The sequence below is a fragment of the Acinetobacter sp. ANC 3781 genome, from assembly GCF_004331285.1.
Lineage (GTDB): Bacteria > Pseudomonadota > Gammaproteobacteria > Pseudomonadales > Moraxellaceae > Acinetobacter.
Genome location: NZ_SJOH01000011.1, coordinates 1 through 26350 on the forward strand (window position 1 = coordinate 1; position 26350 = coordinate 26350).

At 42.1% G+C, this 26350-nt stretch carries 22 protein-coding genes; 12 read left to right on the plus strand and 10 right to left on the minus strand.

Annotated features, from left to right (window positions below; all coding sequences use genetic code 11):
• Window positions 1-402 precede the first annotated feature (402 nt).
• The 6 genes from E0H89_RS09275 to E0H89_RS09300 all read left to right on the plus strand — a co-directional run bounded on the left by E0H89_RS09275 (window position 403) and on the right by E0H89_RS09300 (window position 4954).
• On the plus strand, window positions 403-1323 hold the full coding sequence (locus tag E0H89_RS09275) for an MlaA family lipoprotein (protein ID WP_131216381.1): 921 nt from the start codon (window positions 403-405) through the stop codon (window positions 1321-1323).
• Between the two features lie 108 nt (window positions 1324-1431).
• Window positions 1432-2400, plus strand: a complete 969-nt coding sequence (gene gigA, locus E0H89_RS09280) for an RsbU family protein phosphatase GigA (RefSeq protein ID WP_131216383.1) — start codon at window positions 1432-1434, stop codon at window positions 2398-2400.
• Between the two features lie 113 nt (window positions 2401-2513).
• A complete protein-coding gene (gigB, locus tag E0H89_RS09285; protein ID WP_131216385.1) occupies window positions 2514-3032 on the plus strand; it encodes an anti-anti-sigma factor GigB in 519 nt (172 codons plus the stop codon).
• 23 nt (window positions 3033-3055) lie between these two features.
• The gene (locus E0H89_RS09290) at window positions 3056-3880 is read left to right on the plus strand and encodes a carbon-nitrogen hydrolase family protein (RefSeq protein WP_131216387.1); all 825 of its coding nucleotides are present in this window, start codon (window positions 3056-3058) and stop codon (window positions 3878-3880) included.
• Between the two features lie 117 nt (window positions 3881-3997).
• Entirely contained in the window at window positions 3998-4423 is a 426-nt protein-coding gene (locus E0H89_RS09295) for an organic hydroperoxide resistance protein (RefSeq protein WP_131216389.1), read from the plus strand.
• Window positions 4424-4561: 138 nt separating this feature from the next.
• A complete protein-coding gene (locus tag E0H89_RS09300; protein ID WP_131216390.1) occupies window positions 4562-4954 on the plus strand; it encodes a DUF4951 domain-containing protein in 393 nt (130 codons plus the stop codon).
• A 43-nt stretch (window positions 4955-4997) separates the two neighbouring features.
• Here the strand turns inward: E0H89_RS09300 and gspE are convergent, their stop codons facing one another.
• Window positions 4998-6485, minus strand: coding sequence for a type II secretion system ATPase GspE (gspE, locus tag E0H89_RS09305; protein WP_131216392.1), 1488 nt, complete (start codon window positions 6483-6485; stop codon window positions 4998-5000).
• Between the two features lie 93 nt (window positions 6486-6578).
• On the opposite strand from gspE, the gene E0H89_RS09310 reads away from it, so the two are divergent.
• Both E0H89_RS09310 and E0H89_RS09315 read left to right on the plus strand, forming a co-directional pair.
• The gene (locus E0H89_RS09310) at window positions 6579-7406 is read left to right on the plus strand and encodes a DUF432 domain-containing protein (protein WP_131216393.1); all 828 of its coding nucleotides are present in this window, start codon (window positions 6579-6581) and stop codon (window positions 7404-7406) included.
• A gap of 9 nt (window positions 7407-7415) precedes the next feature.
• Window positions 7416-8342 (plus strand): mechanosensitive ion channel family protein, encoded by a 927-nt coding sequence (locus E0H89_RS09315; protein ID WP_131216395.1) that lies wholly within the window; start codon window positions 7416-7418, stop codon window positions 8340-8342.
• Between the two features lie 97 nt (window positions 8343-8439).
• Here E0H89_RS09315 and E0H89_RS09320 read toward each other — a convergent pair whose 3' ends face one another.
• The gene (locus E0H89_RS09320) at window positions 8440-11157 is read right to left on the minus strand and encodes a DUF2339 domain-containing protein (protein WP_131216397.1); all 2718 of its coding nucleotides are present in this window, start codon (window positions 11155-11157) and stop codon (window positions 8440-8442) included.
• A 163-nt stretch (window positions 11158-11320) separates the two neighbouring features.
• Here E0H89_RS09320 and polA point away from each other — a divergent pair, with 163 nt between their 5' ends.
• Window positions 11321-14086: a DNA polymerase I gene (gene polA / locus E0H89_RS09325; protein ID WP_131216399.1), complete on the plus strand. Its 2766-nt coding sequence runs from the start codon at window positions 11321-11323 to the stop codon at window positions 14084-14086.
• A 240-nt stretch (window positions 14087-14326) separates the two neighbouring features.
• Here the strand turns inward: polA and E0H89_RS09330 are convergent, their stop codons facing one another.
• The 5 genes from E0H89_RS09330 to ppx are packed head-to-tail and all read right to left on the minus strand — an operon-like array spanning window position 14327 to window position 19464.
• Window positions 14327-14896: a YggT family protein gene (locus E0H89_RS09330; RefSeq protein WP_131216401.1), complete on the minus strand. Its 570-nt coding sequence runs from the start codon at window positions 14894-14896 to the stop codon at window positions 14327-14329.
• A gap of 27 nt (window positions 14897-14923) precedes the next feature.
• Window positions 14924-15754: a pyrroline-5-carboxylate reductase gene (proC, locus tag E0H89_RS09335; RefSeq protein ID WP_131216403.1), complete on the minus strand. Its 831-nt coding sequence runs from the start codon at window positions 15752-15754 to the stop codon at window positions 14924-14926.
• Between the two features lie 28 nt (window positions 15755-15782).
• The gene (gene tilS / locus E0H89_RS09340) at window positions 15783-17132 is read right to left on the minus strand and encodes a tRNA lysidine(34) synthetase TilS (protein ID WP_131216405.1); all 1350 of its coding nucleotides are present in this window, start codon (window positions 17130-17132) and stop codon (window positions 15783-15785) included.
• Window positions 17069-17893, minus strand: coding sequence for an acetyl-CoA carboxylase carboxyltransferase subunit alpha (locus tag E0H89_RS09345; protein WP_131216407.1), 825 nt, complete (start codon window positions 17891-17893; stop codon window positions 17069-17071). Before E0H89_RS09345 ends, tilS begins: the two co-directional genes overlap by 64 nt.
• A 50-nt stretch (window positions 17894-17943) precedes the next feature.
• Complete coding sequence (gene ppx / locus E0H89_RS09350) at window positions 17944-19464, minus strand: exopolyphosphatase (RefSeq protein ID WP_131216409.1); 1521 nt, start codon at window positions 19462-19464, stop codon at window positions 17944-17946.
• Between the two features lie 262 nt (window positions 19465-19726).
• On the opposite strand from ppx, the gene trxA reads away from it, so the two are divergent.
• The 3 genes from trxA to E0H89_RS09365 all read left to right on the plus strand — a co-directional run bounded on the left by trxA (window position 19727) and on the right by E0H89_RS09365 (window position 22352).
• A complete protein-coding gene (gene trxA / locus E0H89_RS09355) occupies window positions 19727-20053 on the plus strand; it encodes a thioredoxin (protein WP_131216411.1) in 327 nt (108 codons plus the stop codon).
• A 329-nt stretch (window positions 20054-20382) separates the two neighbouring features.
• On the plus strand, window positions 20383-21651 hold the full coding sequence (gene rho / locus E0H89_RS09360; protein WP_131216413.1) for a transcription termination factor Rho: 1269 nt from the start codon (window positions 20383-20385) through the stop codon (window positions 21649-21651).
• A 419-nt stretch (window positions 21652-22070) separates the two neighbouring features.
• Entirely contained in the window at window positions 22071-22352 is a 282-nt protein-coding gene (locus tag E0H89_RS09365) for a hypothetical protein (RefSeq protein ID WP_131216415.1), read from the plus strand.
• Window positions 22353-22536: 184 nt separating this feature from the next.
• Here the strand turns inward: E0H89_RS09365 and E0H89_RS09370 are convergent, their stop codons facing one another.
• From E0H89_RS09370 to pheS, 3 genes are all read right to left on the minus strand, one after another.
• On the minus strand, window positions 22537-22833 hold the full coding sequence (locus E0H89_RS09370; RefSeq protein ID WP_004649746.1) for an integration host factor subunit alpha: 297 nt from the start codon (window positions 22831-22833) through the stop codon (window positions 22537-22539).
• Entirely contained in the window at window positions 22830-25211 is a 2382-nt protein-coding gene (gene pheT, locus E0H89_RS09375; protein ID WP_131216417.1) for a phenylalanine--tRNA ligase subunit beta, read from the minus strand. The genes E0H89_RS09370 and pheT overlap by 4 nt, the downstream gene beginning before the upstream one ends.
• A gap of 131 nt (window positions 25212-25342) precedes the next feature.
• A complete protein-coding gene (pheS, locus tag E0H89_RS09380; RefSeq protein WP_131216419.1) occupies window positions 25343-26323 on the minus strand; it encodes a phenylalanine--tRNA ligase subunit alpha in 981 nt (326 codons plus the stop codon).
• Window positions 26324-26350: the final 27 nt, after the last annotated feature.

The following is a 26350-nucleotide window of genomic DNA, read 5'->3' on the forward strand; positions in this document are numbered from 1 at the left end:
TGTTCTTCATAATCTCTTAATGAGTGTCTTGCAACTTCATCAGCAGCAAGCTAGGTCGGCTATATTACTCTCTATCTAAAGAAAGTCAACAGGTTTTATTGATTAATTTTCAACTTCTTCAAGACTTCCAGATTTAAACCCTTTAGGCTAAATCCTTGTTTCTCAACAAGTTTTAATCAACATCACCGCCGATGGATGTGCATTCTACAGCATTTCAGAGGGGTTGCAACCCCCTTTTTTAACTTTTCAAATCATCAGGATAATTTTTAATCATTTTAGCTTTTTTTCCTACACATTTTGATCAAATTTGTTTTAATACCCTCTATCAAAGAACTGTTAATATACTTTATTACGTATTTTTAGCTTTAAGCACCGGCTTATTATCGAGCTCTAGGATTTTTTATGCGTCACACTCGTTTTTTTTGGGCCAGCCTGTTCTCTTTTGGATTGATTGCTCCGGTATTTGCAAATGATTCACTTGATAATTCTGAATCTTCTACTCCAACAGATTTAGAATTTTCTTCTACACAACAAATACAATCGGTTCAGCATCCACGTCTTGAAGCCTTAAAAGAATTAAAAAATGTTACTGCAAAAGATTTGAAAGTAAATGCCAATGCTACTCAACCGGAAAGCCAAAAAGATCCTTTACAACCTTTAAATAGACAAATTTTTGCTTTTAATGATGTTCTGGATCGTCATTTGGCTCGTCCTTTAGCCGTTCAATACAAGAATAAAGTACCCACTGACGTTCGAGGCTCATATCGCCAGTTCCGCAAAAATTTAGGTGAACCTTGGAATGTAGTAAATCAACTGATTCAAGGTCGCCCTCTTCGTGCTGCAGAATCTTTAGGACGCTTTACTATTAATACCCTCACAACTTTAGGCTTTGCCGACCCTGCTCGACGTCTTGGCCTATCTACTGAAGAAGAAAATTTTGGTACAACATTAGGCTATTATGGAATCCCTTCTGGGGCATATTTAGTCTTGCCTGTTTTCGGTCCAAGTACTTTCCGCGATACTGCTGGTTTAGTTGTAGATGGTCAAGCACGCCCACAAAAATACCTTCTGGAAGATCATGATGGTCTTTATTGGGCAGAGCAATCTTTACGTGGGATTGATGCCCGGTCACAACTTTTAGATATAGAAGATGTTTTACAAGGTGATAAATATGCGGCAATTCGTGATATTTATCTGCAACGTAAAAATTTTGCTATTGCTGAAAAGAAAGGACTCGATCCTGAAACCATGTTCATTGAAGATGATCTAGACACCCCTGAAGATGAAGTACCACAACAAGATGTAGATCCAACAACCAAATAAGTCTTTTTATTTATTGGCATATAATCAGCAGAGCATCTTTCTCTGCTGATGATTAGATTGTTATAGTAAAGCTATTCGTTATCACCCTAAGGAACATACAATTTCTTTATGTATTTCATTCAACCGACTCGCAATATTCCTTATTTAGATCAGGTTCTAAGTACGCTTCCCGGTGTGCAAATGATTCACATAGATGATATTGATTTGTATGATCCCACAATTTTAGCCATTGCGGATGTACAAGACTATTTGACGCATCAGTGGTCGCTACCCACAATTGTGCTGGCTTTTGAAAATGAAGGCACCCCTTTAGCCCAAGCTTGGGAGCTGGGTGCTTTAGCGGGCTGGATCTGGAATAAATTGCCGAGTGATCCAGAAGAAGCGTTACTTAAAATTGATGCGCAATACAAGCGGAATCAAGATAGTCGCGACCTCCCTTCAGCGGCATACTTACAACAGTGCTTGCTTCCCAATCCCATTGAATTGATAAATTATAAAGTTGAAACCTTATTTCAACCTTCTGCATATCTATCAGGTGATTGGTATGACTACTGGAAAATCAGCGATAAAGAAATTATGTTTTATCTGGCGGATGTTTCTGGACATGGCGTCACCAGTAGTTTATTGACTTCTTGGATGGCTGCCTTTCATGGCCGCTCTAAAACCCCGCGGGAGTTGATTAAAAAGCTCAACGGAATGCTGGTTCAAGAAAATATCGAAAAGCATATTACTATGATTGCAGGGGTTTTAAATTTAGAAACGCATCAGCTGCGTTGGTCAAGTGCCGGACACTATCCCCCTGCAATCATCTTTGAACCGAACCAACCACCGCAAATTTTAAATACCAGCAGTTTTCCTCTGGGACTTACTGAAGATCTTGAAGTTGAAGAGTTTGAATGCGTGTTGAATCGTCATGCCCGGTTTATTATTTGTTCAGATGGCGCTCTTGAGCCTTTTGATGGTGGACTGAATGAACAATTTGAAAAATTAGTCTTCCACTTACAGAATCAATCCTTCCAGGCACCGGAACATGTTGCAGATGATATTGCTATCCTAAGTTTACGCCGAATGAATTAACTATATAATCAATACGTTAACTTTCAAGTAAGCGATATACGACCCTAGACTACTTGAGTCTGTAGTGGCCCTATGTGATAATTTTAGAATCCTTCTCTGCAAATGGCATTTATATGTCAACAGGTCATGTTGAATATGCAAGCTTGAATGGAACGCATATTTTTAAGCTTATTGGCGAAGTGCGTGCCCAATCTTGTATCAGTCTAGACAAACTCCTTAGTAAAATTGAACAGCAATCAAATGTCGTTGGGGCAATCGTAGACTTAACCCAAACCACGTTTATTGACAGTACTGTTTTAGGCATACTTGCCAAGCTTGGTTTAAAGTTGAAGCAAACTCACCAAATTCAGGCAGTCATGCTATCTACCAATCCGGATATTACCACCTTAGCCAATAGCATGGGCTTGGGTCAGGTTTTTGTGATCCTGAATTACTGCGGTGATCCGAAAGTATGCACTCTCGAATTAATGGAAGAACACATTACTCATAATGCAATGTTAACCACTGTTTTAGATGCGCATAAAACCCTGATGAAGTTAAACGAAAATAACCAAAATATGTTCGAGCCTTTGGTTAAGCAATTGCAAAAAGAACAAGACACCATAGAAAAAGTGTCTCAACAAATCGTATAAAAATTATTATTTAGAGCCATCCCATGACTTTACTCTCTGTTGTACAAATGAATTCCCAAGATGATATTGAAGCCAATTTCGTCGTGATCGAATCACTAATACAACAGAGTAAAGCAGATGGTGCAGAGCTGATTGTTTTCCCTGAAAACTTTATTTGTTTTGCAGGTGGAAAACAGCGTGAAACAGCAATGCAGTTTGAAGCCCTTCAACAGCGCCTGGAAAAACTTGCGCATCAATATCAAATCTGGATTGTGGCGGGCACTCTCCCATGCCCGTTCCGTCCAGATGGCTCTGTTATTACTGATGGTCGTGTACGTACGGTGAGTTTATGTATTAGTCCTGAACGCACTGAAGTGCGTTATGACAAGATTCATTTGTTTGATGTGCAAGTCGGTGATGCTGTTGGTGGATATCAGGAATCGAAATTCTTTGAACCCGGTACAGATGTCGTCGTTGCCAAAACACCTTTCGGCAATATTGGTTTAATGGTGTGCTATGACTTGCGTTTTCCTGAGCTCGCACTCACTTTACGTAGTCGAGATGCCCATATCCTGACGGCACCTGCGGCATTCACCTACACTACCGGTCAAATGCATTGGCAATTGCTCCTTCAGGCACGTGCAATGGATAGCCAATGCTATGTTTTAGGTGCCGCACAACAAGGTTGGCATGGAACAAAACGTCAAACCTGGGGTCATGCAGGTGCCAGCAATAGTCGCGGTCAAATTTTAGACATTATCCAGAGTGAAGGTGCGAGCTTAATTACAGTGCCTTTTGATCTGGATGAACAAGAAACTGTACGAACATCCATGCCTTTGATTCAGCATCGTAAAATAATTAATTTTTAATTCTATTTAGCGTTAAATTTAAAGTTTTCCTGTATAAAATTACAAAACAACTGCTTATTCTTCAATCAAAATCCCCCACGATAACAACTCCTATAAAAGTTACAGAGATTATAAAAAATGTCTTTAGAAAAAGTGGTCTATACAGCAAAAGCCAAAGCAACCGGCGGACGTGATGGACGTGCAACCTCTTCCGATGGAATTTTAGATGTAAAATTAGCTGTACCGAAGGAAATGGGCGGTGCAGGTGGTGGTACCAATCCTGAACAGCTTTTTGCAGCAGGTTATTCAGCCTGTTTTCTCGGTGCCATGAAATTTGTCGCCAACCGCGATAAACTTAATATCAGTAAAGATGCCTATATTGAAGGTGAAGTTGGAATTGGCCCCATCCCAACTGGATTTGGGATTGAAGTGACCTTGAATATTCATTTAGAAGGTATGGATCAGGCAGAAGCACAAAAGCTGGTCGATGCTGCTCATATTGTTTGCCCTTATTCCAATGCGACACGTGGCAATATTGATGTAACCCGCAATGTGATTACTTAAGCAAACTCTAATCCTATCCTAAAATCGAACTGATCATTTTAGGATAGGATTTATTCATCAATTTAATAATTAAAAGAAATATAAAAATCCAAGTTTGTAATATATAATGATTCCTATTTGCAATAATGGGTTTTTTTCATGTTTAAATATCTTCTGATAAGCTCCCTCCTGCTTTCTACCGCAAGCACATCTTTTGCAGAGATCAGTATTTCTGAAAACATAAGCCCTTCAGTCAAATCTCTAGTCAATCCAGACATTCAGCGTTTAGAAATTCCTCCTACACCGAACAACATGAAATTACCTGAATTTGGACAAGGGATTATTGGCTGGGGAACTGGCCCTATGGGTGCAGAAAAGCGACTAAATAACATAAACAAAGAAGATGTCGAAAAACTTAAAACCCAAGAGGTGACTTTAGAGATGGTGCAAACTTGGCAGAAATTTTATGAAAATGAAACCCGGCGCAATGCGGCTAATCCCGCTGCTCCATTTCGTGCACACCTGATGAAAAAAATTGCCGAGCTTTGGTAAGTTCGGCAATTGATCAAAAAATGAAAGACAAAAGTATTTCGTGTTAATCGGCTGCTTCATTGGTAACGCGCAATACTTCTTCCAGAGTGGTTTTGCCTGCCAGTACTTTGCGTAAACCATCATCACGAATCGAGCCTGACTGCTTACGTGCATAAGCTTCCAGTTCATATTCTGCAGCATTGCCATGCACTAAACGGCGCATTTGATCATCTACAGGGACAATTTCATAAATAGCCGTACGTCCCATAAATCCGGTATGCGAGCAGTGGTCACAGCCTTTCGGTTGAGGCAGTTTAAGTTCAGTTGACACATCTAAATGCCGAAAAATTTCGGTTTCAAATGCATCGGCCTCATGCCATGTTGCACAACGTGGACATAAAGTGCGCACAAGACGCTGGGCAATTACCCCAATCAGAGAACTGGCCAACAGGAATGGTTCAATACCCATATCTTTCAAACGCGTGACCGCGCCAATAGCAGTATTGGTATGCAGTGTAGACAAAACTAAATGACCTGTAAGGGAGGCCTGAACCGCAATTTCGGCAGTTTCCAGATCACGAATCTCACCGACCATCACCACATCAGGGTCCTGACGCAACATCGCTTTTAAAGCACGGGCAAAGGTCATGTCCACTTTGGTATTCACCTGGGTTTGTCCAATGCCTTCTAGCTGATATTCAATCGGATCTTCTGCAGTTAAAATATTCTTTGAGCCATCATTCAGGTCAGATAATGCGGCATATAAGGTTGTGGTTTTACCTGAACCAGTAGGTCCAGTCACCAAGATAATGCCATGTGGACGATGCACTAAATGGGTTAAACGCTCATAATCAGGCTGCATCAGGCCCAAATGCGTCATATTCAAACGTCCGGCTTGCTTGTCCAGCAAACGCATCACCACACGTTCACCATGCGACGATGGCAAGGTGGATACACGAACATCAACTTCACGCCCAGCCAGTCTTAAAGAGATACGGCCATCTTGCGGAACGCGCTTTTCAGCAATATCCAGTTTGGCCATGACTTTAATCCGCGATACCAATAACGGTGCCAGTTCACGGCGTGGTTGGACAATTTCTCGTAGCTGACCATCGACCCGTAAACGTACCGATAATTTCTTCTCAAATGATTCGATATGAATATCGGATGCACCGACGCGAATCGCTTCAGACAATAATGCATTGATTAAACGAACAATGGGGGCATCATCTTCCTGATCCATTAAGTCTTCAGCTTCAGGTACCGAGTCCGCTAAACTGAGTAAATCCGGATGATCTTCCAGACCGGCTGCCACTTGTTGCGATTCCCCGGTATCTCCGGCAAAGCTGGAACTGAGCAATTGGTGAAATTCTTGTTCGCTGCATAATTGATGCTGTGCTGGATGACCTAAATAGCGGCGCGCTTCCTGTATCGCCAGCATGGAAGTATTTTCACGGCGTACAATAAAAGCCTGATCGCCTTCGTAACGAAGCAATATGCCGTGACGTTTGGCAAAACTATAGGGTATTTGTAATTGTTTAAGTATTTGCATCAAAGTTTATAATGATGGATAAATTGATTTGAGTGTACTCTAAGCATAAGACAGCGTGAAGTCTGTTTTTACCGATTAAGCAAGAAAGGAAATATGCCGTTGTCTGAAAGCAATGAATTGATCGAACCGGAATATCCGAATTTAAAATGGTGGGGTGAATCCACCTTTGAACTCAATCAGCCTAAAGCTTGGCAGTTTGGTTCACTGTTGTTTCGTCTGACCCGCAGTCTGCAAGAATGGCGCATGGAGATTCATCGTCCACAAGTTCAATATGACTATGAGCAAAGTTGGCATGAAATTGAAGATCCAAATTTTGGTTTTCCACAACCTGTCAAAGTGGAACGCTATATGTTCAAATCGACCAAAAATAAAATTCAATTGATGCCGCGTTTAGCCGACCGCTCGGTGGTGATTAAACCGGTGGATCCGATTTATATTCCTGCCGGACAACGCGGTACGCTGTATATTAGTACCCCGTTATGGATTGCCGGTTTTGTCGAAGGGCAACGCGAACCGTTATTTGATATTCCGGTAATTCTGCCTAAAGATACCTGGTTTGGTCCAAATCATCGTACGGGGGAAATTTGCTATGCCACAGCAGTGGATGGGCGTACAGAGCTGCATCAATTAAAACCTCGCGCCTTTCGTGCTGTGACTCCGATTGAATTTCATAACACCAGCCATCAACAGTTACGTTTTGACCGGATGAATGTGCCTGTTTCCGCCTTGCCGCTCTTTTATAGTGAAAGTACCGGAAGATTATGGACTTCACAAATTAAAGTGTTACATGAAGGGCTGGATCGTCCCCCACGCATTCGTATTGAAAACCGCACACCGCCGCATGCAGGTGAAGTGATGTATGTACATCCACCTCGTGCTCCCGCGATTGCCTTGTTTAATATGTTTGATTCATTTTTCTAGGGGGGCACTATGGCAGATTCCAATATTCCAAAAGAAATTACTCAAAGCGTGAAAGGCATTTTCACCAACATCAATACTGAACGCCTGACTGAAATTTTAGTGGCTGTAATTTTGTCGCTGATTGGTTTTCTGATTGCCCGCTTTATATCAAATGCCTTTATCCGCACCATTGGTTCACGTTTTAATGCACATCAAAGTCTGGTCTGGCGACGTGGCATTTTCTATTTCATCTTCTTGATTTTTGTGATGGCAAGCCTTAAAGAAGCCGGTTTTAAACTGAGTGTCTTTTTAGGCGCGGCCGGTATTTTAACGGTAGCCTTGGGTTTTGCTTCACAAACCTCTGCCTCAAACTTAATCAGTGGCTTATTTTTGATTGGAGAGGGTTCTTTCGAAATTGGCGATACGGTACAAATGACCCTGATTCGTGGTCATACCATCGAAGGTGAAGTAATTTCCATTGACTTGCTTTCGGTGAAACTGCTGACTCAGGACAATGTTTATGTGCGTGTACCGAATGAACAGCTGATTCGTGCGCCCGTTTATAACTTGTCCAAGTTCCCAATCCGGCGTATTCCGATTACTCTGGCCATCAACTTTCATGAAGACATCATTAAAGTACGTGAAGTTCTGCTGGATGTAGCCAACAAATATTCACTGGTTTTAGCTGACCCCAAGCCGGCAGTGACGGTAACCGCTTTCCGTGAATCCTCCATTGAACTGTTATTTGCGATCTGGTGTGATCATGAAAACTTTTTAAAAGTTCGTGATGAAATCCAGGAACGCATCCGTAATGGTTTCTTGGACAATCAAATTGAAATACCGGTACCAAAAATGGGTTTTGTCGACCGACCTGCAACTGTGCAGCCTTTAACTGAAGAAGATATTGATCCATATGCCAATGCTAAGGAAGCGAAACGAGAGGCGGATTTAAAATAGATTTTCTCGTTCCTATCAATCCGATTTATTTTTACCTCTCCCTAACCCTCTCCTATAAAGGAGAGGGAACTTCTCCTTCTCTTGCGCCATATATGGCTCAGAGAGAAGGTCTGGATGAGGGATTTATTTTTTCCCCTTCCGGAATCGGCGCGATATAAGCAATCACTAACATGACAAAACCTGCGCCCAAGAATGAAATTACCCGACTCAAAGTGCCGATGTGAGACAAATCAAACAGCACCAACTTCAAGGTCACCATCACCAAAATACTGCCACCCAGAATCCAGACCGAACGCAATTGTTTACGACTGGCGAGGCTCATAGTCATAAAGGCCAAGCTCACCCAAAGTAAAGTCAGACTAAGCTGGACCGTGCCATTTCCCCATAAAGCCAGTTCGTTAAACGGCGTACCCAAATACATGTGTAATGCACGTAGCACAATATAACTGCTGAGCCAAAGCAGACTGAGCACCATCAACACCGCGACGATGCCTTTATCCAGACCTGAGTTAAGCTGCAAGGACAACATCCAGATAAAACCGGCCAGCATGGCAATACTCACCAGGTCAAATGGATTCAAAATGGGCAAGAAATAGCCTTGGAATGCCTGCTCGGTAAATAGTTGTGAGCAGACAATCCAGGTTGCCATCAGCAGCAAAGTACTGCGCGCTTGCCAGAACATTTTCCAATCCGGATTATTCACCTGCCAATAACACCAAGCACAGAACAGCAAAGGCAAAATCACGACACTGATATAAGGCATACTCGGAAGCAAGGTTAGACTGGTCATGGCAAGACTGATTAAAGCCCCGAAACTGACCCATTCTTTTTCAGTTCGTACACCCAACATCGGGCGCAGCCATAACACGATCAACATTAAACCGGAAAGTGCAAAACCCACCCGATTAAATGTAGTTTCCCAAACAATGATCCCGTGCTTACTTTGATTAATTACAATAATCAGTGCAAAAACAAAGACGGGAATTAGACCGAGCCATTTCGGAAATAACCAAGACCAGGTCGATTTGCAGCGTAGCATGACCTCGTTCATCAGCAGATACAATCCACTGACAATCAACAGGCTCATCACCTGCTGATGAGGACCCTCAATTTCATCCAGCAATAGTACAATCAACATCGTGGTTGCAGACAGCATCTGCAAACAGTGAAAAGCGATGGTAGAGTTGCTTAATTGATTTCTAAATGTCTCCCGGCTATTGGCGACCAATACCACGGCAAAATAACTCAGACATAGTCCCCAATACATTTCACGTGGAAATTCACTCAGCTCAACAAGATAATAAAGACTGGATAAGCCAGCCACGATCAGTAATCCCATGGCCAGATAACGACTGATCTGCGATTTTCGATATAGGGCATAGCTAAAAATGAGCAGCCCTTCAACCGCCCAGCCAATCACGCTCCATTGTTCAGCAAGCAAAATGGGCGGAATTAAAGCCAAGAAAATCAGCATTAAACTAAAATAACTTTGTGAAATCAGCTGCACTGCCTGATTGCGTTTAGACAGTTGATACAAGCCTGCATAAACGGCTGCAAAGATCAGACTTGCTCCAGCTTGCCAAAACATCTCTTCAAAATGCATTAAGTAAATAAAAATATATCCAATAATCGGTGCACCAAAAATCAGGGTAATATCTAAAGCAGGTTTCAGCTTGAACTGCGCAAAGTCTTCTTTGGCAATCAGCTGACTAAAACGAAAACTCAGCCAGACAAATATTGTCGTATGCACTGCAACCAAGAAAGTTAAAGTATTTTTCTCAAATTCTTGCCCCTGATAAAAGGCATAACCGCCTCCTACAATCACCGTCATTAAAAAGGCAATCTGATTGAGGATTTTCCAGGGACGTAAGGTACTGAGTACCGCAACAGCCAGATTGATCACTACATAATAGACAATCAATTCGATCGCAGTCGCATTGCGAACCGGCAGGGTAAATGGTGCGATATAGGCAATGATCATCGCCATTAAGGCCAGTTCAATCGATTGTTGTTTTAAACTTAGGGCCAGTGTCACGGACATAATTGCCGCAAAACACACTGCTGCGATTCCCAAGGTCGGAATCACGGTATTGTAATAGGCAAAAAATAAGGTTAGAAATAATGCGGCCAAACCCAAGCCTTCCAAAGCCAATGCAAAACTGCGGTTTTTAGCCTGTAACCAATAGCCTAGTCCAGTTACTGCAGTACTGACACCGGCCACAATCGCCAGTTTTAGTGCAAGACTGAGTTGCCAATGTTCGGTGGCAAAGCGTAGTAATAATACGATGCCAATCACCAGCACCAATATTGCTGCTTTTAAAACAGGATTTCCTTGAAAGATCCACTGCTTTAACTGGTCAATCAATTCTAATGAATGGGGAGCAGTTGGAGAGTGAGAACGTTGAGCGGGTGGGTTTTCGGCATTAGAAGATAAGTTTATTGACGTCTGCTGTAATCGCGTTTGAATTTGAGTTAATAGACCTTCTACACGGCGCAACCATCTCAGAAAGAAAAAAATCCACGTTGTAATACCCAACCCTACAATAAACTTCCAATCGAGAATGCCCCCGACAACGGCAACAATTGAAGAAAGATATAAAGGTACTTTAGACGTTTCTGGGTAAGAAGATTTTTTTTCTAGAACAATTTGTGCTGCCGGTTTTTGAATGGCATCGACATATTGCATCACACTCATGACAAAGGCTAAGCCACATAAATATGTAAATATGTGTACATCTAAAAACCAAGATCCCACACCGACAATAATCAATACCATCAGCCAAATCATCCGGATTTCGCTCTGCCCTTTGTGCATCTTATCTCGTTCTCAATTCTTATTAATCTGATCATACAACAGCTCGGACTTTGATTTTTAAGCATTCATCAGATATTAGGTAACACACGACTTTCATCATGTATCTATGTTCATGTGCAAAATCACGTACAATAAGCCCGATATTTGAATTAGGAATCTTTCAATGCCACCATTTGTTTTGGTCGATGGCTCATATTTTTTATTTCGTGCGTACCATGCACTGCCACCACTAACCACTTCGACTGGTTTACAGACCAACGCAATTCGTGGTGCCATTTCTGCGATTCAAAAATTGATGCGCCGTATCCAGCCGACGCATATGGCGGTGATTTTTGATACCCCTGAGCCAACTTTCCGTCATGCGCTTTCATCAATCTATAAAGGTGACCGTCCGAGCATGCCGGATGAACTGTCGCAACAGATCCCCTATCTTCACAACCTGATTCGCGCTTTAGGTATTCCTTTGCACACCCTGCCTGGGGCTGAAGCGGATGATGTGATTGGCACCTTGGCGAAACGTGCTGAAAAAGCCGGTTATCAGGTATTGATTTCAACCGGAGATAAAGACATGGCTCAATTGGTCACCGACAAAGTGACTTTGGAAGACAGCTTTAAAGACAAGCCAATGGATGTGGAGGGCGTATTTGAAAAATTCGGGGTGTGGCCGAATCAAATTATCGATTATTTAACCCTGATGGGCGATGCGTCGGACGGCATTCGTGGCGTACCGGGTGTGGGGGCTAAAACTGCGGCTAAACTTTTGACCGAATATGGCTCCATTGGTGGCATTTTAGAAAATGTCGATAAGATTAAAGGTAAAGTTGGTCAAAGTATTAAAGACAATGTCGAAGGCATTACCCTAGACCACCAGTTGGCAAGTATCGTCTGTGATCTGGATATGGGACTGACCTATGAAGATCTTAAACTGCGTGATCCGAATGTCGAAGAACTGCGCCGCTTGTATACCGAACTTGAATTCCGTAACCAGTTACAGTCGCTCGATCATCCCAATAATCCGAATAATTCAGTTTATAAGCAGACTTCCAAAGGAATTGAAAGCGCTGTAGATACTGCAGTGGTGATTAATACCGAAGATGAAGCAGAGCTGACCAGTGTTGATGATCAACTTGGAAAAGCCAATTATCATACCATTTTAACTCAGACTGACTGGGACAACCTGTTTACTCGTTTCAGTACTGAAAAACGCTTTGCCTTTGATACCGAAACCACCAGTCTGGATTATCGTATTGCCGAGATGGTGGGTTTTTCAGTGGCATTTGATGCCAATGATGCCTATTACATTCCGCTTGCGCATGATTATGAAGGCGCACCTGAACAGCTGAATCGTGAAACCATCCTTGCGCAAATCAAATCGATTTTAGAAGATGTGAGCGTTGAAAAAATTGGGCACCATCTAAAATATGATGCCCACATCTTGCACAATCACGGGATTGAATTACAAGGCTGGTATTTCGATACCATGCTGGCCTCTTATGTTTTAAATTCTGTGGCCACCCGTCACGGCATGGATGATGTGGCACGTGTTTATCTGAGTCATTTGACCACCACCTATGAACAGGTGGCCGGTAAAGGGGTTAAACAAAAAACCTTTAATCAAATCGAGATTGAGACAGCTGCACATTATGCCGCTGAAGATGCGCATGTCACCTATCGTCTTTATGAAGTACTGTCTAAAAAATTAAAAGCCGTACCTGAACTGGATAGCATTTTGCATAATATTGAAATGCCGGTGGCACGTGTACTCACCATCATGGAAGAAAACGGCATTGAGCTTGATCTGAAATTCCTGGATCAATTGAGTGTCGATTTTTCCAATACCATTCAAAATCTGGAAAGCCAGATTATAGAAATGGCAGGACAATCCTTTAATGTCAGCTCACCAAAACAAGTCGGTGAGGTGTTATTTGATAAGTTGGGCATCAAAGGCGGTAAAAAAACGGCGACTGGACAATACAGCACCAGTGAAAGTATTTTAGAAAAAATTGACCATCCAATTACCGCTTTAATTCTGGAATACCGCGGTCTGTCAAAACTGAAAAGCACCTATACCGATGGCTTGCAAAAACAGGCCAACAATGACAGCGGACGCGTACATACCAGTTATCATCAGGCGCTAACCGCAACCGGGCGTTTATCCTCAACCGATCCCAACCTGCAAAACATTCCGATTCGTGCCGAAATTGGTCGTCAAATTCGTAAAGCCTTTGTGGCACCTGCAGGTCGGGTCTTGCTGGCAGCCGATTATTCACAAATTGAACTGCGTTTAATGGCGCATCTTTCTCAAGATGAAGCCTTGGTCGATGCCTTTAATCATGGTCAAGACGTGCATCGCCGTACAGCAGCGGAAGTATTGGGCATTGCCCTGGAAGATGTGACCAATGACCAACGTCGTCAAGCCAAAGCAGTCAATTTTGGTCTGTTATACGGTATGTCGGAATTTGGTCTGATTCGTCAGCTGGGCTTTACCCGCCAAGAGTCACAAGACTATATCAAACAATATTTCCACCGTTATCCGGGCATTTACGAATACATGCAACGTACACGTCAGATTGCCTTGGAACAAGGTTTTGTGGAAACCATTTTTGGACGTCGTCTCTATACCCCTGATATAGATGCCCGCAATATGATGGTACGTAAAGGTGCTGAACGTGCCGCCATCAATGCACCACTCCAAGGCAGTGCAGCCGACATCATTAAAATGGCGATGGTTGAAGTGGATAAAATGTTGCCGAAAGATCAGGCTAAAATGCTGTTGCAAGTACACGATGAATTAGTGTTTGAAGTCGATGCCGAGATTGCCGATGAACTGGCACCAAAACTGGCTGAAGTGATGCAATCGGTGGTGAAACTTTCCGTACCGCTGATTGTGGAAGTCGGTAAAGGCATGAACTGGGATGAAGCACATTAATCTTGTCTTAAGTTTCTTCTCACTTTTAAAGCTCTTTCTCTTGCGCAATATGTTGCTCAGGAAGAAGGCTGGGATGAGGGTTATTAAAAGAGACCGTCCTTCCTAGGCTATTTTGCGCTTTACTTGAAAGCCGTACTTTCAAGTTTGCTCAGGGAGAGGAACTGTCAATACTTTTCATATAGTATTTCAATAGACAATAAAAAAAGGACTCCATCGAGTCCTTTTTTTATTTCGCCAATTTTATAAACCAGTTAAAAGCACAATTGCCACTTGATTCATAATGATTTCAGCAATATACAAAGTCAAAAATGCAATAATTGGTGATAAGTCAATCATCCCCATATTCGGCAAAATACGACGGAACGGAGCCAGTAAAGGTTCTGCCAGTTCTTGAATTACTTCAATATAAGGTGAACGGGACTGTGTAAACATCACCACCCAACTTAAAATAATTGTCGCAAAAATTAAATAACGACAGAAACGAATCAAGTCCTGAATCATGGTGACAAAAGTCAAAATCACCAAATGCACCGGACTATTCGGCATGGCACCAGAAAGATACATTACCCCAAAAATTTTGAGTAAATATAAAATCACCACCAAGGCCAAAGCCGCTAAATTGACACGACCTTTAGCGACAGTGGGAAAAATACGACCAAAGACATCAACGATTTTCGTGGCTTTTACTGTAGACATTACCACTGGATTATAAGCATTCACCGCTGCCAATTGCATGAGAAAACGGAAGAATACGAGCAAAATCGCTACGTTAATGATAATGCCAAAAATTAGCGCAGAGTTTGCACCCATACTGGAACTTTCCTAAATAAAAACGAGTTATTTGCTACTTTCACTTAGCTCTTGAGCAAGTTCTTGACTGCGCTTTTGTGCAGCAGCCAAAGCGGCCTGAATATTTTGAGAGATTTGTGCACGATCAAAGACTTCAAGTGCAGCTTGAGTTGTACCGTTTGGAGAGGTCACATTTTTGCGTAATTCTGCAGGTGAATTTGCACTGGTGATGGCCATTTGTGCAGCACCTAAAGCCGTTTGCAGAGTAAGGGCTGTCGCCACTTTCTCATCTAGACCTAAGTTTTTTCCTGCACGAATCATGCTTTCCATCATATAAAAGAAATATGCTGGACCTGAACCAGACACTGCAGTAACTGCATCAATCTGTGCTTCGGAATTCACCCAAAGGGTTAAACCCGTTGCAGCCAAAACCTGGCTTGCAAGCTCACGATCTTTTGTATCCACCGCATCAGTCGCATACAAACCATGTGCCCCTGTGTGTACCAAAGCAGGTGTATTCGGCATGACCCGAACAATTCGATCAGTTTCAAGCAGATTTGCAATTGTGGCAATTTCAGCCCCCGCAACAATCGACATCACCAATTTACCGTCAAATAAACCTTTGAGTGGTTTTAATACGTTTGCCAACACCTGTGGCTTTACCGCAAAAAGGACGATATCGGCATCACGAATGGCAGCAATATTATCATCGGTCACATGCACATCTTTTTCTTCTAATAAAAGACGTACTTTTTCGACCGGGTCAGAAACTGTAATACGTGTTGGGGGCAAACCACGCGAAATCAGCCCGCCAATTAAGGCCTGAGCCATATTGCCGCCACCAATAAAACAAATATTACAATTTAAAGCTGCATTCATGAATCATACTCAAATTAGAATTTTTTAACTAAGAGATCAAATTTGGTTGCCAACCACCGACTTCACAATATTCAGATTGAGCTAACCAAAACCCTTTCGGTGTAAAAACACCAAGCATAACATTATCTATGCTTAATATTTGAATTCTATAACGCTGCCAAGGAAAAATTTGTGCTTCCTGAATGGCTTTTTTTAATGGCCAAGCTCCCACTCGTCCATATAAATGAATTTTCTCACCTCCTTCGCGCATCACCAAATTCAGTTTTTTAGCCAGTAATGATGCTGATAAACCTATTTTTGCAGTTTCAGCCAGATACTTTCCTGAAAGTAGAGTAATTTTTTGACCCAATTCCAGACAGACAGTTTGTTCGGAAATATGGCTTTGATTTTTTTCAGCTAGATATTCTTCAGGACTTAAACGATAAAGCTTTTGCTGATAGCGCACATAATAGTATTGATTCCAGTGCAACACTGCCTGTGCATCTGATTTGGATGCAATCACTTCATGCAACAAGCGTTCCACCATTTCAAAACTGGGGCGATAAATATCCTGCCCTTTCATCCAGGCAGATAACAGTTGTCTTTGCCGGGCAGTAGAGAGTTGCGCCAGTTTTTTTAAATCGAGTTCAGTTGCTGTTCCGCAAAGTGCTAAATCCTGCTGTAATACTTGTTGCAGAATTTCGTCAGCATCTTGCATTAAATAGCTGGTGCGACTGAGTGCCTGCTGCATTTTAGGATAGCGATTTTGTAAAACTGACCATAATTCATGACGGCACCAGGCACGGTCATAATGGATATCTAAATTGGTGGGATCGTGAATATTTTGCACATTCAGTTGGACGGTCCATTGGCAAATCTGCTCACGCGAGATATCGAGTAATGGTCGCCAAATGGTGAATTGCTCACGCGTATCGACCGATTTCATGGCCGCCAACCCCTGCACACCTGCACCTGAGAGCAAACGCAACATTAAGGTTTCAGCCTGGTCTTGCTGATGATGCGCCAGAACTAAAATTTCATTCGGTTTTAGATGTTTTAAGTAGGCTTGATAACGTGCCGTACGTGCCTGATGTTCCAAGTTTCCTGCTTGTACCTCGACAGGTTCAACGATACAAGGAATATTCAGCGCAGCACATTGATCAGACACAAACTGGCCCCAATCTGCACTCATTGCTTGCAGCTGGTGATCTATATAGATCGCACGAATTTTTTCAAGAGACAAATAAGACATTAAATGCAAAAGCAGCATGGAATCCATACCGCCACTACATCCAATTAAAAAGGTACTATCGGGAGGAAAACCTTGGATTTGATTTAAGACGCCAGACCTAAATTGTCGCTGCCAAACTTCATTAAACGCTGGTAACGTGCTTCGCATCTCTCATTCGCATCCATCGACTGCAATTCTTCTAAAGCCTGTTGTAACACATCTTTAAGGTCTTGCATGACTTGTTCAGGCTGCAAATGTGCGCCCTCACCTTCATCCACCACATATTCAACAATACCCATTTTTTTGAGTTTTTCAGCAGTGAGTGCCAATGCGTCACTGGCTTGTTCAGCTTTCTCTGCTGTTTTCCACAAAATGGATGCACAGCCTTCAGGTGAAATCACTGAATAAATACTGTGAGACAGCATCACCACACGATCTGCTACACCAATACCCAACGCACCACCTGAACCGCCTTCACCCAATACTGTGGCAATCACAGGAACTTTCAAACTTGAAAGTTGTGCAAGGCTGGTGGCAATCGCTTCTGCCTGACCGCGTTCTTCTGCACCTACACCTGGATATGCACCCATGGTGTCGATAAAAGTAAATACCGGCAGTTTAAAACGTTCAGCCATATCCAGCAAGCGCTGTGATTTACGATAACCTTCAGGGTTACTCATTCCAAAGTTATGTTGCAATTTTTCACGTGTGCTACGGCCACGATGCTGTCCAACAATCATCACTGCCTGACCATTAAAACGTGCCAAACCACCGATCATTGCACCATCATCACCAAATAACCGATCACCATGTAAAGCATCGAATTCAGTGAAAATTTCACCAACATAATCCAAAAATTGCGGACGTTCCGGATGACGTGCAATTTGAACCGTTGTCCATGCCTTAGATTTAGCAGCTTTATTTTTCATAGGTCGACCATTATCCCAAAACTAACAATAGCTTGTTAACCAATAACTTGTTAATAGATAAATTGTTCCGACTGAATATTCAATTCAATATCCCAATGCTTAAACTGCACCTGTTCATCATGCAAGTCTGCTACAAGCAAAGGCCATTGTTTGGCATCGCCAGAAACGCTTAGTTGCCATTGTTGCTCATTGTCGACACTTAATTCAATGGCAGGAAGCATCTCATCGCTACGACTATGATTAAGTAAAACTGCAAGACGAAGCAATAGACTTAAGTAAACTAATTTGCTACCACCTACTCTCATTACATCTACGCGGCTATCATTACGCAGCTTACGACGATGATGTGCAACTAAGTGTGAAAGATGATTTTGGTCAATTTGAGAGAAGCCTGCAATGTCTGAATGTTGGAGTAGATATGCCCCATGACGGTGATAACCCCCATGACTAATCGCCAAACCAATTTCATGTAAATAGGCAGCACGACGCAACAGGTCACTATCTTCACTGTTTAAATTCAGCGACTTAGCCACACCCTCAAACAAATGCTGCGCAGTTGCCACTACGCGTTCAGCCTGTTTAGGATCTGCGTTATAGCGTCCCATTAAAGCTTGCACACTTCGGTCGCGGATATCTTCATGCTGGAAACGCCCGAGTAAGTCATACATCACCCCTTCACGTAATGCGCCATCGGAATACACCAATTTGTTCAATTCAAGCACATCGAACACCGCATATAAAATGGCAACCCCTGCTGGCAAAACTGCTCGGCGGTCTTCTTTTAAACCATCAAAATCAACTTCTGAAATATGCTTAAATTTGAGTAATTTTTCTTTGAGTTTTTCTAAACCTTCGCGAGTCAAGTTTTCTTGTGCATCACTCCAGCCCATGTTTACGGTAATTTGACGACAGGCTTTAATGGTACCGCTTGAACCGACCACTGTATCCCAACCCGCTGTTTTATAGGTGTTGGCAATACCTGAAAGTTCTTTACGCGCAGCTACCACGGCTTTATCAAAATTTTTCTGATTGATCTCACCATCGCTAAAATAAGCTTTGGTAAAGGCGACGCAGCCCATTTGTAAAGATTCGGTATGGATGGGCTCAAATTCCTCGCCAATAATCAGCTCAGTAGAACCCCCACCAATGTCAATCACCAAACGACGACCACTATTGGCCATGGTATGCGAGACACCCAAATAAATCAGACGTGCTTCTTCACGGCCGGCAATAATTTCAATCGGTTTAGGGAGAATTTCAGCCGCTTTTTGAATAAATTCATGACCATTCTTGGCCTGGCGCAAAGCATTGGTGGCTACAATTCGCATCCGGTTTGCCTGTACCGAACTTAAACGTCCGACAAAGCGTGCCAAACAGGCTAAGCCCCGTTGCTGTGCGGCTTCAGTCAAGTTTTTATTTTCATCCAGACCTGCAGCCAATTGTACTTTTTCTGACATTGAAGCCACTTTTTTCACTTCGCCATGATCTACACGTGCAATAGCAAGATGAAAACTGTTCGACCCCATATCGATGGCAGCAAGTAACTCTTCATCAATCAAAAAATCCGACATTATTCAACGAACCTATAAGAATTATGCTTAGAGTAATTCACCTCCATCCAATTTAAAAGCCATTTATCAAAGCAAATAGATGAGTTTTTTATTTTTTTAAGTGATGTCGCAATTGCATGACACGATCATCAATATCGTGAGCATCAATTAGACAAACCCAACATAATGACTGAAAATTTACATATCGCACTACATAGTTAAACGAGGCTATGTAATACTTATAGTTATAAAACTATCTTAAAATTTTATTTGGAGCATATCCATGTCTGGCAATATCGTAAACACAACTGATGCAAACTTCGAAGCTGACGTTTTACAATCTGACGTTCCTGTACTTGTCGATTTCTGGGCAGGCTGGTGTGCACCATGTAAAGCCATTGCACCTGTATTAGAAGTACTGTCTACAGAATTCGAAGGTAAAGTTAAAGTTGTTAAAGTTGACGTAACTGATTGTGAAGCAACTGCCGTGAATTACAATATCCGTAACATTCCTGCCCTATTGATGTTCAAAAATGGTGAAGTGGTCGCTCAACAAGTCGGCGCAGCACCAAAATCTAAATTGACTGCATTTATTGAAGAAAATATCTAATTCAAAAACAGTGCAATTTGATTCAATACGCTATCTCTGGATAGCGTATTTTTTTCGTCTATAAATTGACAAAAGCTTTATTCTCTCTTATATTACATGTTCAAGGAATAAAGGATTTTCAATCCGCAATTTTCTTACAAGACACAACACATAAGATCGCCGCTCGGCAACAGAAATTGTTTTTACACTTTTTTCTTCAAAACAATGAATCAGACCTCTGAATTGTTATTGTGCAAATACAATTACGTTACTTTTATTGCGTGCAAGCGGCTGAATGTTGCTCCCTTTCCTCATCTGTATTCCAGAATTTTGATCCTATCTGACCCCCTATGAATTTAACTGAACTCAAGAAAAAACCGATTGGCGAACTCATCAAGATTGCGGAGTTTATGGGCCTAGAAGGAATGGCACGTAACCGTAAGCAAGACATCATTTTTGCCATCTTAAAGCGCCATGCAATGAATGGTGAAGAGATTTTTGGTGATGGTGTTCTAGAAATTCTATCTGATGGTTTTGGTTTCCTACGCTCTGCAGCTGGTTCTTATCTTGCAGGCCCTGACGATATTTATATCAGTCCTTCTCAAATTCGTCGCTTTAACTTACGCACGGGCGATACTATTACCGGTACAATTCGCCCGCCTAAAGAAGGCGAACGTTATTTTGCTTTATTAAAAGTAAATCAAATTAACTATGACACGCCTGAAAACTCAAGAAACAAAATCTTATTTGAAAACCTGACCCCCTTGTTCCCAACCGAACAATTAATTATGGAGTTAGGTAATGGTACAACTGAAGATTTGACTGCACGTGTGGTTGACTTGGTGGCACCGATTGGTAAAGGTCAACGTTCTATTATTGTGGCGCCGCCGAAAGCCGGTAAAACCATGTTGCTACAAAACATTGCTCAATCCATTGTTCGTAACAACCCTGAAGTCTTCCTGATTGTTCTTCTCATTGATGAACGTCCAGAAGAGGTAACAGAAATGGAACGTACGGTACGTGGTGAAGTAGTTGCATCAACATTTGATGAAGCACCCGCTCGTCACGTTCAAGTTGCAGAAATGGTGATTGAAAAAGCAAAACGCTTGGTTGAACACAAGAAAGATGTAGTGATTCTGCTTGACTCAATCACTCGTTTAGCACGTGCCTACAACACAGTGATTCCATCTTCAGGCAAGGTACTTACCGGTGGTTTGGATGCACATGCACTGGAACGTCCAAAACGCTTCTTCGGCGCAGCACGTAATATTGAAGAAGGCGGCTCATTAACCATCATCTCTACTGCTTTAATTGAAACAGGCAGCAAGATGGATGAAGTGATTTACGAAGAATTCAAAGGTACAGGTAACCAAGAAATTACGCTTGATCGCCGGATTGCTGAAAAACGTGTATTCCCTGCGATGAACATCAAAAAATCGGGGACACGTCGTGAAGAACGCCTAATGTCTGAAGATAACTTACGTAAGGTTTGGATTTTACGTAAATTACTTCACACTCAAGATGAATTGGCATCAATGGAATTCTTGCTCGATCGCATGAAAGAAACCAAAACTAATGACGATTTCTTTGATCAAATGAAACGTAAAGCCGCTAATTAATACTTATTACGTTTATATTCATTTAAAAGGCTATCTATAACGATAGCCTTTTTATTTGGTTGACTTTAATTACATAAAGCTACAATTGACTATTTTCTTTGTAAACTTTTATGCAAGTTTCTGATTATTAAAATAATCAATATAAAAAAACGATATTTTTTAGCAGGTTATTTAGTACTTATCCAATATAAACCCTACAGTTGATTGTTATTTTCTGTTAATAAATTGCTCATTTTTCATCATTTTTTGCATTTTTTGGCTATGCCCTAGTAGTAATTCAAAATGCGCAGTGATAGCATATTTGCAGACCAGTTAGACTGCCTTTGCATTGTTACTGCCTAACAGATATTAGGAAGAATAAAAGCACTCAACAGGCTAACATAGGTTTTTTTTAATCTCATATTTTAGAGAGTGATGCCATGTTATTCAAAAAAATCGCTATTGCTGCTGCAGTTGCTACTACTTTAGCTTTCGTTGGTTGTGCTAAAAAAACTGAAGAAGCTGCTGCTGACGCTAACTCTGCTGCATCTGAAGCTGTAGAAGCTGCATCTGAAGCTGAAGCTGCTGCTTCTGCTGCTACTGTTGAAGCTGCTCCTGCTGCTGAAGCTGCTGCTTCTGAAGCTGCTGATGCTGCTTCTGTAGCTGTTGATGCTGCTGCTGATGCTACTGCTGCTTCTGAAGCTGCACCTAAAGCTCAATAATCTTTACGATTATTAAGTAAAAAAAGAGAGCCGTTGGCTCTCTTTTTTTTATGGTAAAAATAAAGATCAATATAATAAAAATTGTCCAATCTTATTTTCAAATAAAATATTACTTCCTGTCATAGTCCTACTTCCTTCTTACTCAAGTGAGAGGAACTATGTAAATTTAAAATAAAAAAGCAGATCAATCGATCTGCTCATTTCCTACGCGCTGGCGGAATTTCTGCCCTGCACGGAATGTGACTACACGGCGTGCAGAAATTGGAATTTCTTCACCCGTTTTCGGGTTTCGACCTGGACGTTGGCGTTTGTCACGCAACTCAAAGTTACCGAAACCTGAAAGTTTTACCTGCTCGCCTGAGATTAGCGCTTGGCTAATCTCATCGAAGAACAACTCAACCATTTGTTTTGCTTCACGACGGTTTAAACTCGTGAGCTCACTTAAATGATCAGCCATTTCTGCTTTTGTTAATGCTGTCATGAAGCCCTCAATGTCGCCTGATAAGTGTTTTGCAACACTTCGATTATTTGATCCATACCCGATTTAATTTCAGCATCTTCAAGTGTACGTGATGGATGTTGCCATAAAAGTGCAAATGCTAATGAGCGTTTACCCTCTTCGACCCCTTGTCCAGTGTACACATCGAACAACCAAGTCGAGCCTAATAACTCTCCACCCGTTTTTTCGATAAGTTGCTGAATTTCACTAACATTAATCTTATCACTAATTAAAAGCGCAATATCACGTCTAACCGATGGAAATCGTGATAATTCTGTAAAATTAGATACATAAGTTTGCAAAACAGCCTGTTGGTCGATCTCTGCCACCCAAGTGATGCCCAAATCGAGTTCATCTTCTAAAGATGGATGTAGACGACCGAGATAACCTACTGATTTTCCATTTACTAAAATTTCAGCAGATTGCCCTGGATGTAACCATACTCGTTCTGAGCGTACATATTCAACTTTTACACGTCCAGCAGCGAAAATCTCTTCAATTTCACCTTTAAGGTCAAAGAAATCCATCGGCTGTGCTTTAGCATGCCAAGATTCAGCAGTTTTCGCACCCACAGCGATTAGTGCCAAAGTCGGGATTTGCTTCAGATCATGAATGCTTTTTGCATCTTGATAATCAAAGCGTAAACCCAGCTCAAAGAAACGTACGCGGCTTTGTTGACGGTTAATATTGTACTGCACACATGGAATCAAACTTGATAACAAAGTCGAACGCATCGCAGCCAAGTCACTTGAGATCGGATTTGCCAACATCAATGGATTAACGTATGGATTCAACTGCTTTTCAAGTTTGGCATCGGCAAAGCTAAAGCTGATTGCTTCTTGATAGCCTAAAGTCACCAAGGTTTGACGAAGTTGAGGTAATTCAAACTGATCTTGATACTTTGCAAATTTGACATCGATCACAGGCAAACTGATCTGAATATTGTCATAACCGTGAATACGGGCAACTTCTTCAATCAGGTCTTGATAAATGGCCATGTCATAGCGATGTGAAGGCGGAACAACAGTCCACTCGCCTTGTGCTTTCACCGTCACGATACAACCGAGACGTTGTAGCGCATCCGTAATAAAGTCACTTTCAACGCGATAACCCAACAATTGATCCACTTGAGCTTGGTTCAATTCAATCGCGTCACGTATTGGTAAAAATTCGGTTTGTTCTGTAACCGTAATTGGACCAAAATCACCGCCCGCCAACTCAGCAATAAGCTGTGATGCACGCTTCATGGCAATGCTTGGCAATTCAAAGTCTACGCCACGTTCATAACGTTGCGATGCATCGGTATGTAAACCATAACGACGTGCACGACCTGCGATATGTAATGGTGCGAAGAAAGCAGATTCCAGGAAAATTTCCGTGGTTTCATCGGTTACAGATGAAGATAGTCCACCCATGATCCCGGCAATTGCCAATGCTTTTTCATCATCCGCAATCACCATCACATCTTCAGTGAGCTCGACTTCTTGTTCATTTAACAGTATCAGTTTCTCTTGAGCAGTGGCCTGACGCACATGTACTGCACCTTGAACTTTGGCACCATCAAATGCATGTAGTGGTTGACCCAGTTCAATTAAGACGTAGTTGGTAATATCGACTAAAATGCTGTGCTGACGGATACCTGAACGGGCAAGTGCGCGCTCCATCCACTCTGGGGTTGATGCTTTGGTATTGACGTTTTTAATCACACGACCCAAATAGCGTGGACAACCTTCAGTTGAAATAACAACTTTTTTCTCATCAGCAATAGTTGCAGCAACTTCAACAATCTCAGGTGTAGTCACAGAAAGTTGGTTAATCACACCAATTTCGCGTGCAATACCCCGAATACTGAAACAGTCACCACGGTTTGGGGTGATGCTGATATCAATCACGTGATCATCTAGATTTAGATATTCACGTACATTTACCCCTACAGGCGCATCCGCAGGAAGCTCTAAAAGACCATCAATTTTATCTTCAAGGTCAATTTCAGAAGCACCGCACAGCATGCCTTGTGATTCAATACCACGAAGCTTACCTTTCTTAATTTTGAAATCACCTGGTAAAACCGCACCAACCGTTGCCACTGGAGCTTTCATACCTGCGCGTACATTTGGCGCACCGCATACAATCTGTAAAGGCTCACCTGAACCAATATTCACAGTAGTTACACGCAAACGATCTGCATCGGGATGTTGTTCTACAGTCAGAACTTCGCCTACCACCACACCTGTAAATGGTTTTGCTGCTGGCGCCAACTCATCAACTTCTAGACCAAGCATGGTGAGTTGGTCAGATAGTTTTTCACTATCAATGGCTGGGTTTACCCATGTGCGTAACCAATTTTCGCTAATTTTCATTTCTATAAAAACCTATAAATCTAATTTCTTGAATCCCCTCTGACTCTCTCTTTTTTCAAAGCAAGACCCCTGTTTCATATTGAAAACCCCTTTCCTTTTAGGAGAGGTCAGGGAGAGGTTAATAAATTCGTTTAAGCAAATTGGCGTAAGAAACGCACATCATTTTGGAAGAACATACGCAAATCATTTACACCGTAGCGAAGCATTGCAAAACGTTCCACACCCAGACCAAAAGCAAAACCTTTATACTTTTCAGGATCAATGCCGGCAGCTTGAAGTACATTCGGATGCACCATACCGCAGCCCAAAACCTCTAACCAACGACCGCGCTCATCCATAATGTCCACTTCCGCACTTGGTTCAGTGAACGGAAAGTACGATGGACGGAAACGAACGGTTAAATCTTTTTCGAAGAATTCATTTAACAGGTTAATCAACAAGCCTTTCAGTTCCGCAAAACTGGTATTTTCCGCAATGTATAAGCCTTCAATTTGATGGAACATTGGCGAATGGGTTTGATCCGAGTCACAACGGTATACACGACCAGGACACACAATACGAATTGGCGGTTGCTGAGTTTCCATGGTACGGATTTGCACACCAGAAGTATGCGTACGCAGTAAATGATTGACATCAAAATAGAACGTGTCATGCATGGCACGTGCAGGGTGATGACCCGGAATATTCAATGCTTCAAAGTTGTGATAATCATCTTCAACTTCAGGACCTGTCGCAACCGTAAAACCTGCTTTGGTAAAGAACTGGCAAATACGCTCTTGCACTTGAGTCACAGGGTGGATGCTCCCCACACTTTGACCACGACCCGGCAAGGTAATATCGATCATTTCGCTAGCAAGTTTTTGTTCTAATGCAGCTTTTTGTAATTCCACCTGGCGTGTCGTTAATGCACCAGTAATGGCTTCACGTACAGCGTGAATTTTCGCCCCAAAAACTTTACGTTCTTCAGAGTCCATTTTACCCAGTGCCTTCGATTGTTCCGCAAGCTGGCTTTTCTTCCCTGTAAATTGAACTCGTACTTGATCGAGTGTAGCAAGGTCTTGAGCTGCTGCAATCGCAGCGAGCGCTTCAGTGGTCAGGGCTTCCAGTGACATAGTAACTCTCAAAGCAACAATTTAAAA

Excerpts from the sequence above, each read along its gene's own strand:
- ppx (WP_131216409.1), bottom strand. The coding sequence starts at position 19,464 with ATGTCGGATTTTTTGATTGATGAAGAGTTACTTGCTGCCATCGATATG.
- gigB (WP_131216385.1), top strand. The coding sequence starts at position 2,514 with ATGTCAACAGGTCATGTTGAATATGCAAGCTTGAATGGAACGCATATT.
- E0H89_RS09365 (WP_131216415.1), top strand. The coding sequence starts at position 22,071 with ATGTTATTCAAAAAAATCGCTATTGCTGCTGCAGTTGCTACTACTTTA.
- E0H89_RS09275 (WP_131216381.1), top strand. The coding sequence starts at position 403 with ATGCGTCACACTCGTTTTTTTTGGGCCAGCCTGTTCTCTTTTGGATTG.
- trxA (WP_131216411.1), top strand. The coding sequence starts at position 19,727 with ATGTCTGGCAATATCGTAAACACAACTGATGCAAACTTCGAAGCTGAC.
- E0H89_RS09300 (WP_131216390.1), top strand. The coding sequence starts at position 4,562 with ATGTTTAAATATCTTCTGATAAGCTCCCTCCTGCTTTCTACCGCAAGC.
- gspE (WP_131216392.1), bottom strand. The coding sequence starts at position 6,485 with ATGCAAATACTTAAACAATTACAAATACCCTATAGTTTTGCCAAACGT.
- polA (WP_131216399.1), top strand. The coding sequence starts at position 11,321 with ATGCCACCATTTGTTTTGGTCGATGGCTCATATTTTTTATTTCGTGCG.
- E0H89_RS09315 (WP_131216395.1), top strand. The coding sequence starts at position 7,416 with ATGGCAGATTCCAATATTCCAAAAGAAATTACTCAAAGCGTGAAAGGC.
- proC (WP_131216403.1), bottom strand. The coding sequence starts at position 15,754 with ATGAATGCAGCTTTAAATTGTAATATTTGTTTTATTGGTGGCGGCAAT.
- rho (WP_131216413.1), top strand. The coding sequence starts at position 20,383 with ATGAATTTAACTGAACTCAAGAAAAAACCGATTGGCGAACTCATCAAG.
- pheT (WP_131216417.1), bottom strand. The coding sequence starts at position 25,211 with ATGAAAATTAGCGAAAATTGGTTACGCACATGGGTAAACCCAGCCATT.
- tilS (WP_131216405.1), bottom strand. The coding sequence starts at position 17,132 with ATGCGAAGCACGTTACCAGCGTTTAATGAAGTTTGGCAGCGACAATTT.
- E0H89_RS09290 (WP_131216387.1), top strand. The coding sequence starts at position 3,056 with ATGACTTTACTCTCTGTTGTACAAATGAATTCCCAAGATGATATTGAA.
- E0H89_RS09345 (WP_131216407.1), bottom strand. The coding sequence starts at position 17,893 with ATGAAAAATAAAGCTGCTAAATCTAAGGCATGGACAACGGTTCAAATT.
- E0H89_RS09310 (WP_131216393.1), top strand. The coding sequence starts at position 6,579 with ATGCCGTTGTCTGAAAGCAATGAATTGATCGAACCGGAATATCCGAAT.
- pheS (WP_131216419.1), bottom strand. The coding sequence starts at position 26,323 with ATGTCACTGGAAGCCCTGACCACTGAAGCGCTCGCTGCGATTGCAGCA.
- gigA (WP_131216383.1), top strand. The coding sequence starts at position 1,432 with ATGTATTTCATTCAACCGACTCGCAATATTCCTTATTTAGATCAGGTT.
- E0H89_RS09370 (WP_004649746.1), bottom strand. The coding sequence starts at position 22,833 with ATGACAGCATTAACAAAAGCAGAAATGGCTGATCATTTAAGTGAGCTC.
- E0H89_RS09320 (WP_131216397.1), bottom strand. The coding sequence starts at position 11,157 with ATGCACAAAGGGCAGAGCGAAATCCGGATGATTTGGCTGATGGTATTG.
- E0H89_RS09330 (WP_131216401.1), bottom strand. The coding sequence starts at position 14,896 with ATGGGTGCAAACTCTGCGCTAATTTTTGGCATTATCATTAACGTAGCG.
- E0H89_RS09295 (WP_131216389.1), top strand. The coding sequence starts at position 3,998 with ATGTCTTTAGAAAAAGTGGTCTATACAGCAAAAGCCAAAGCAACCGGC.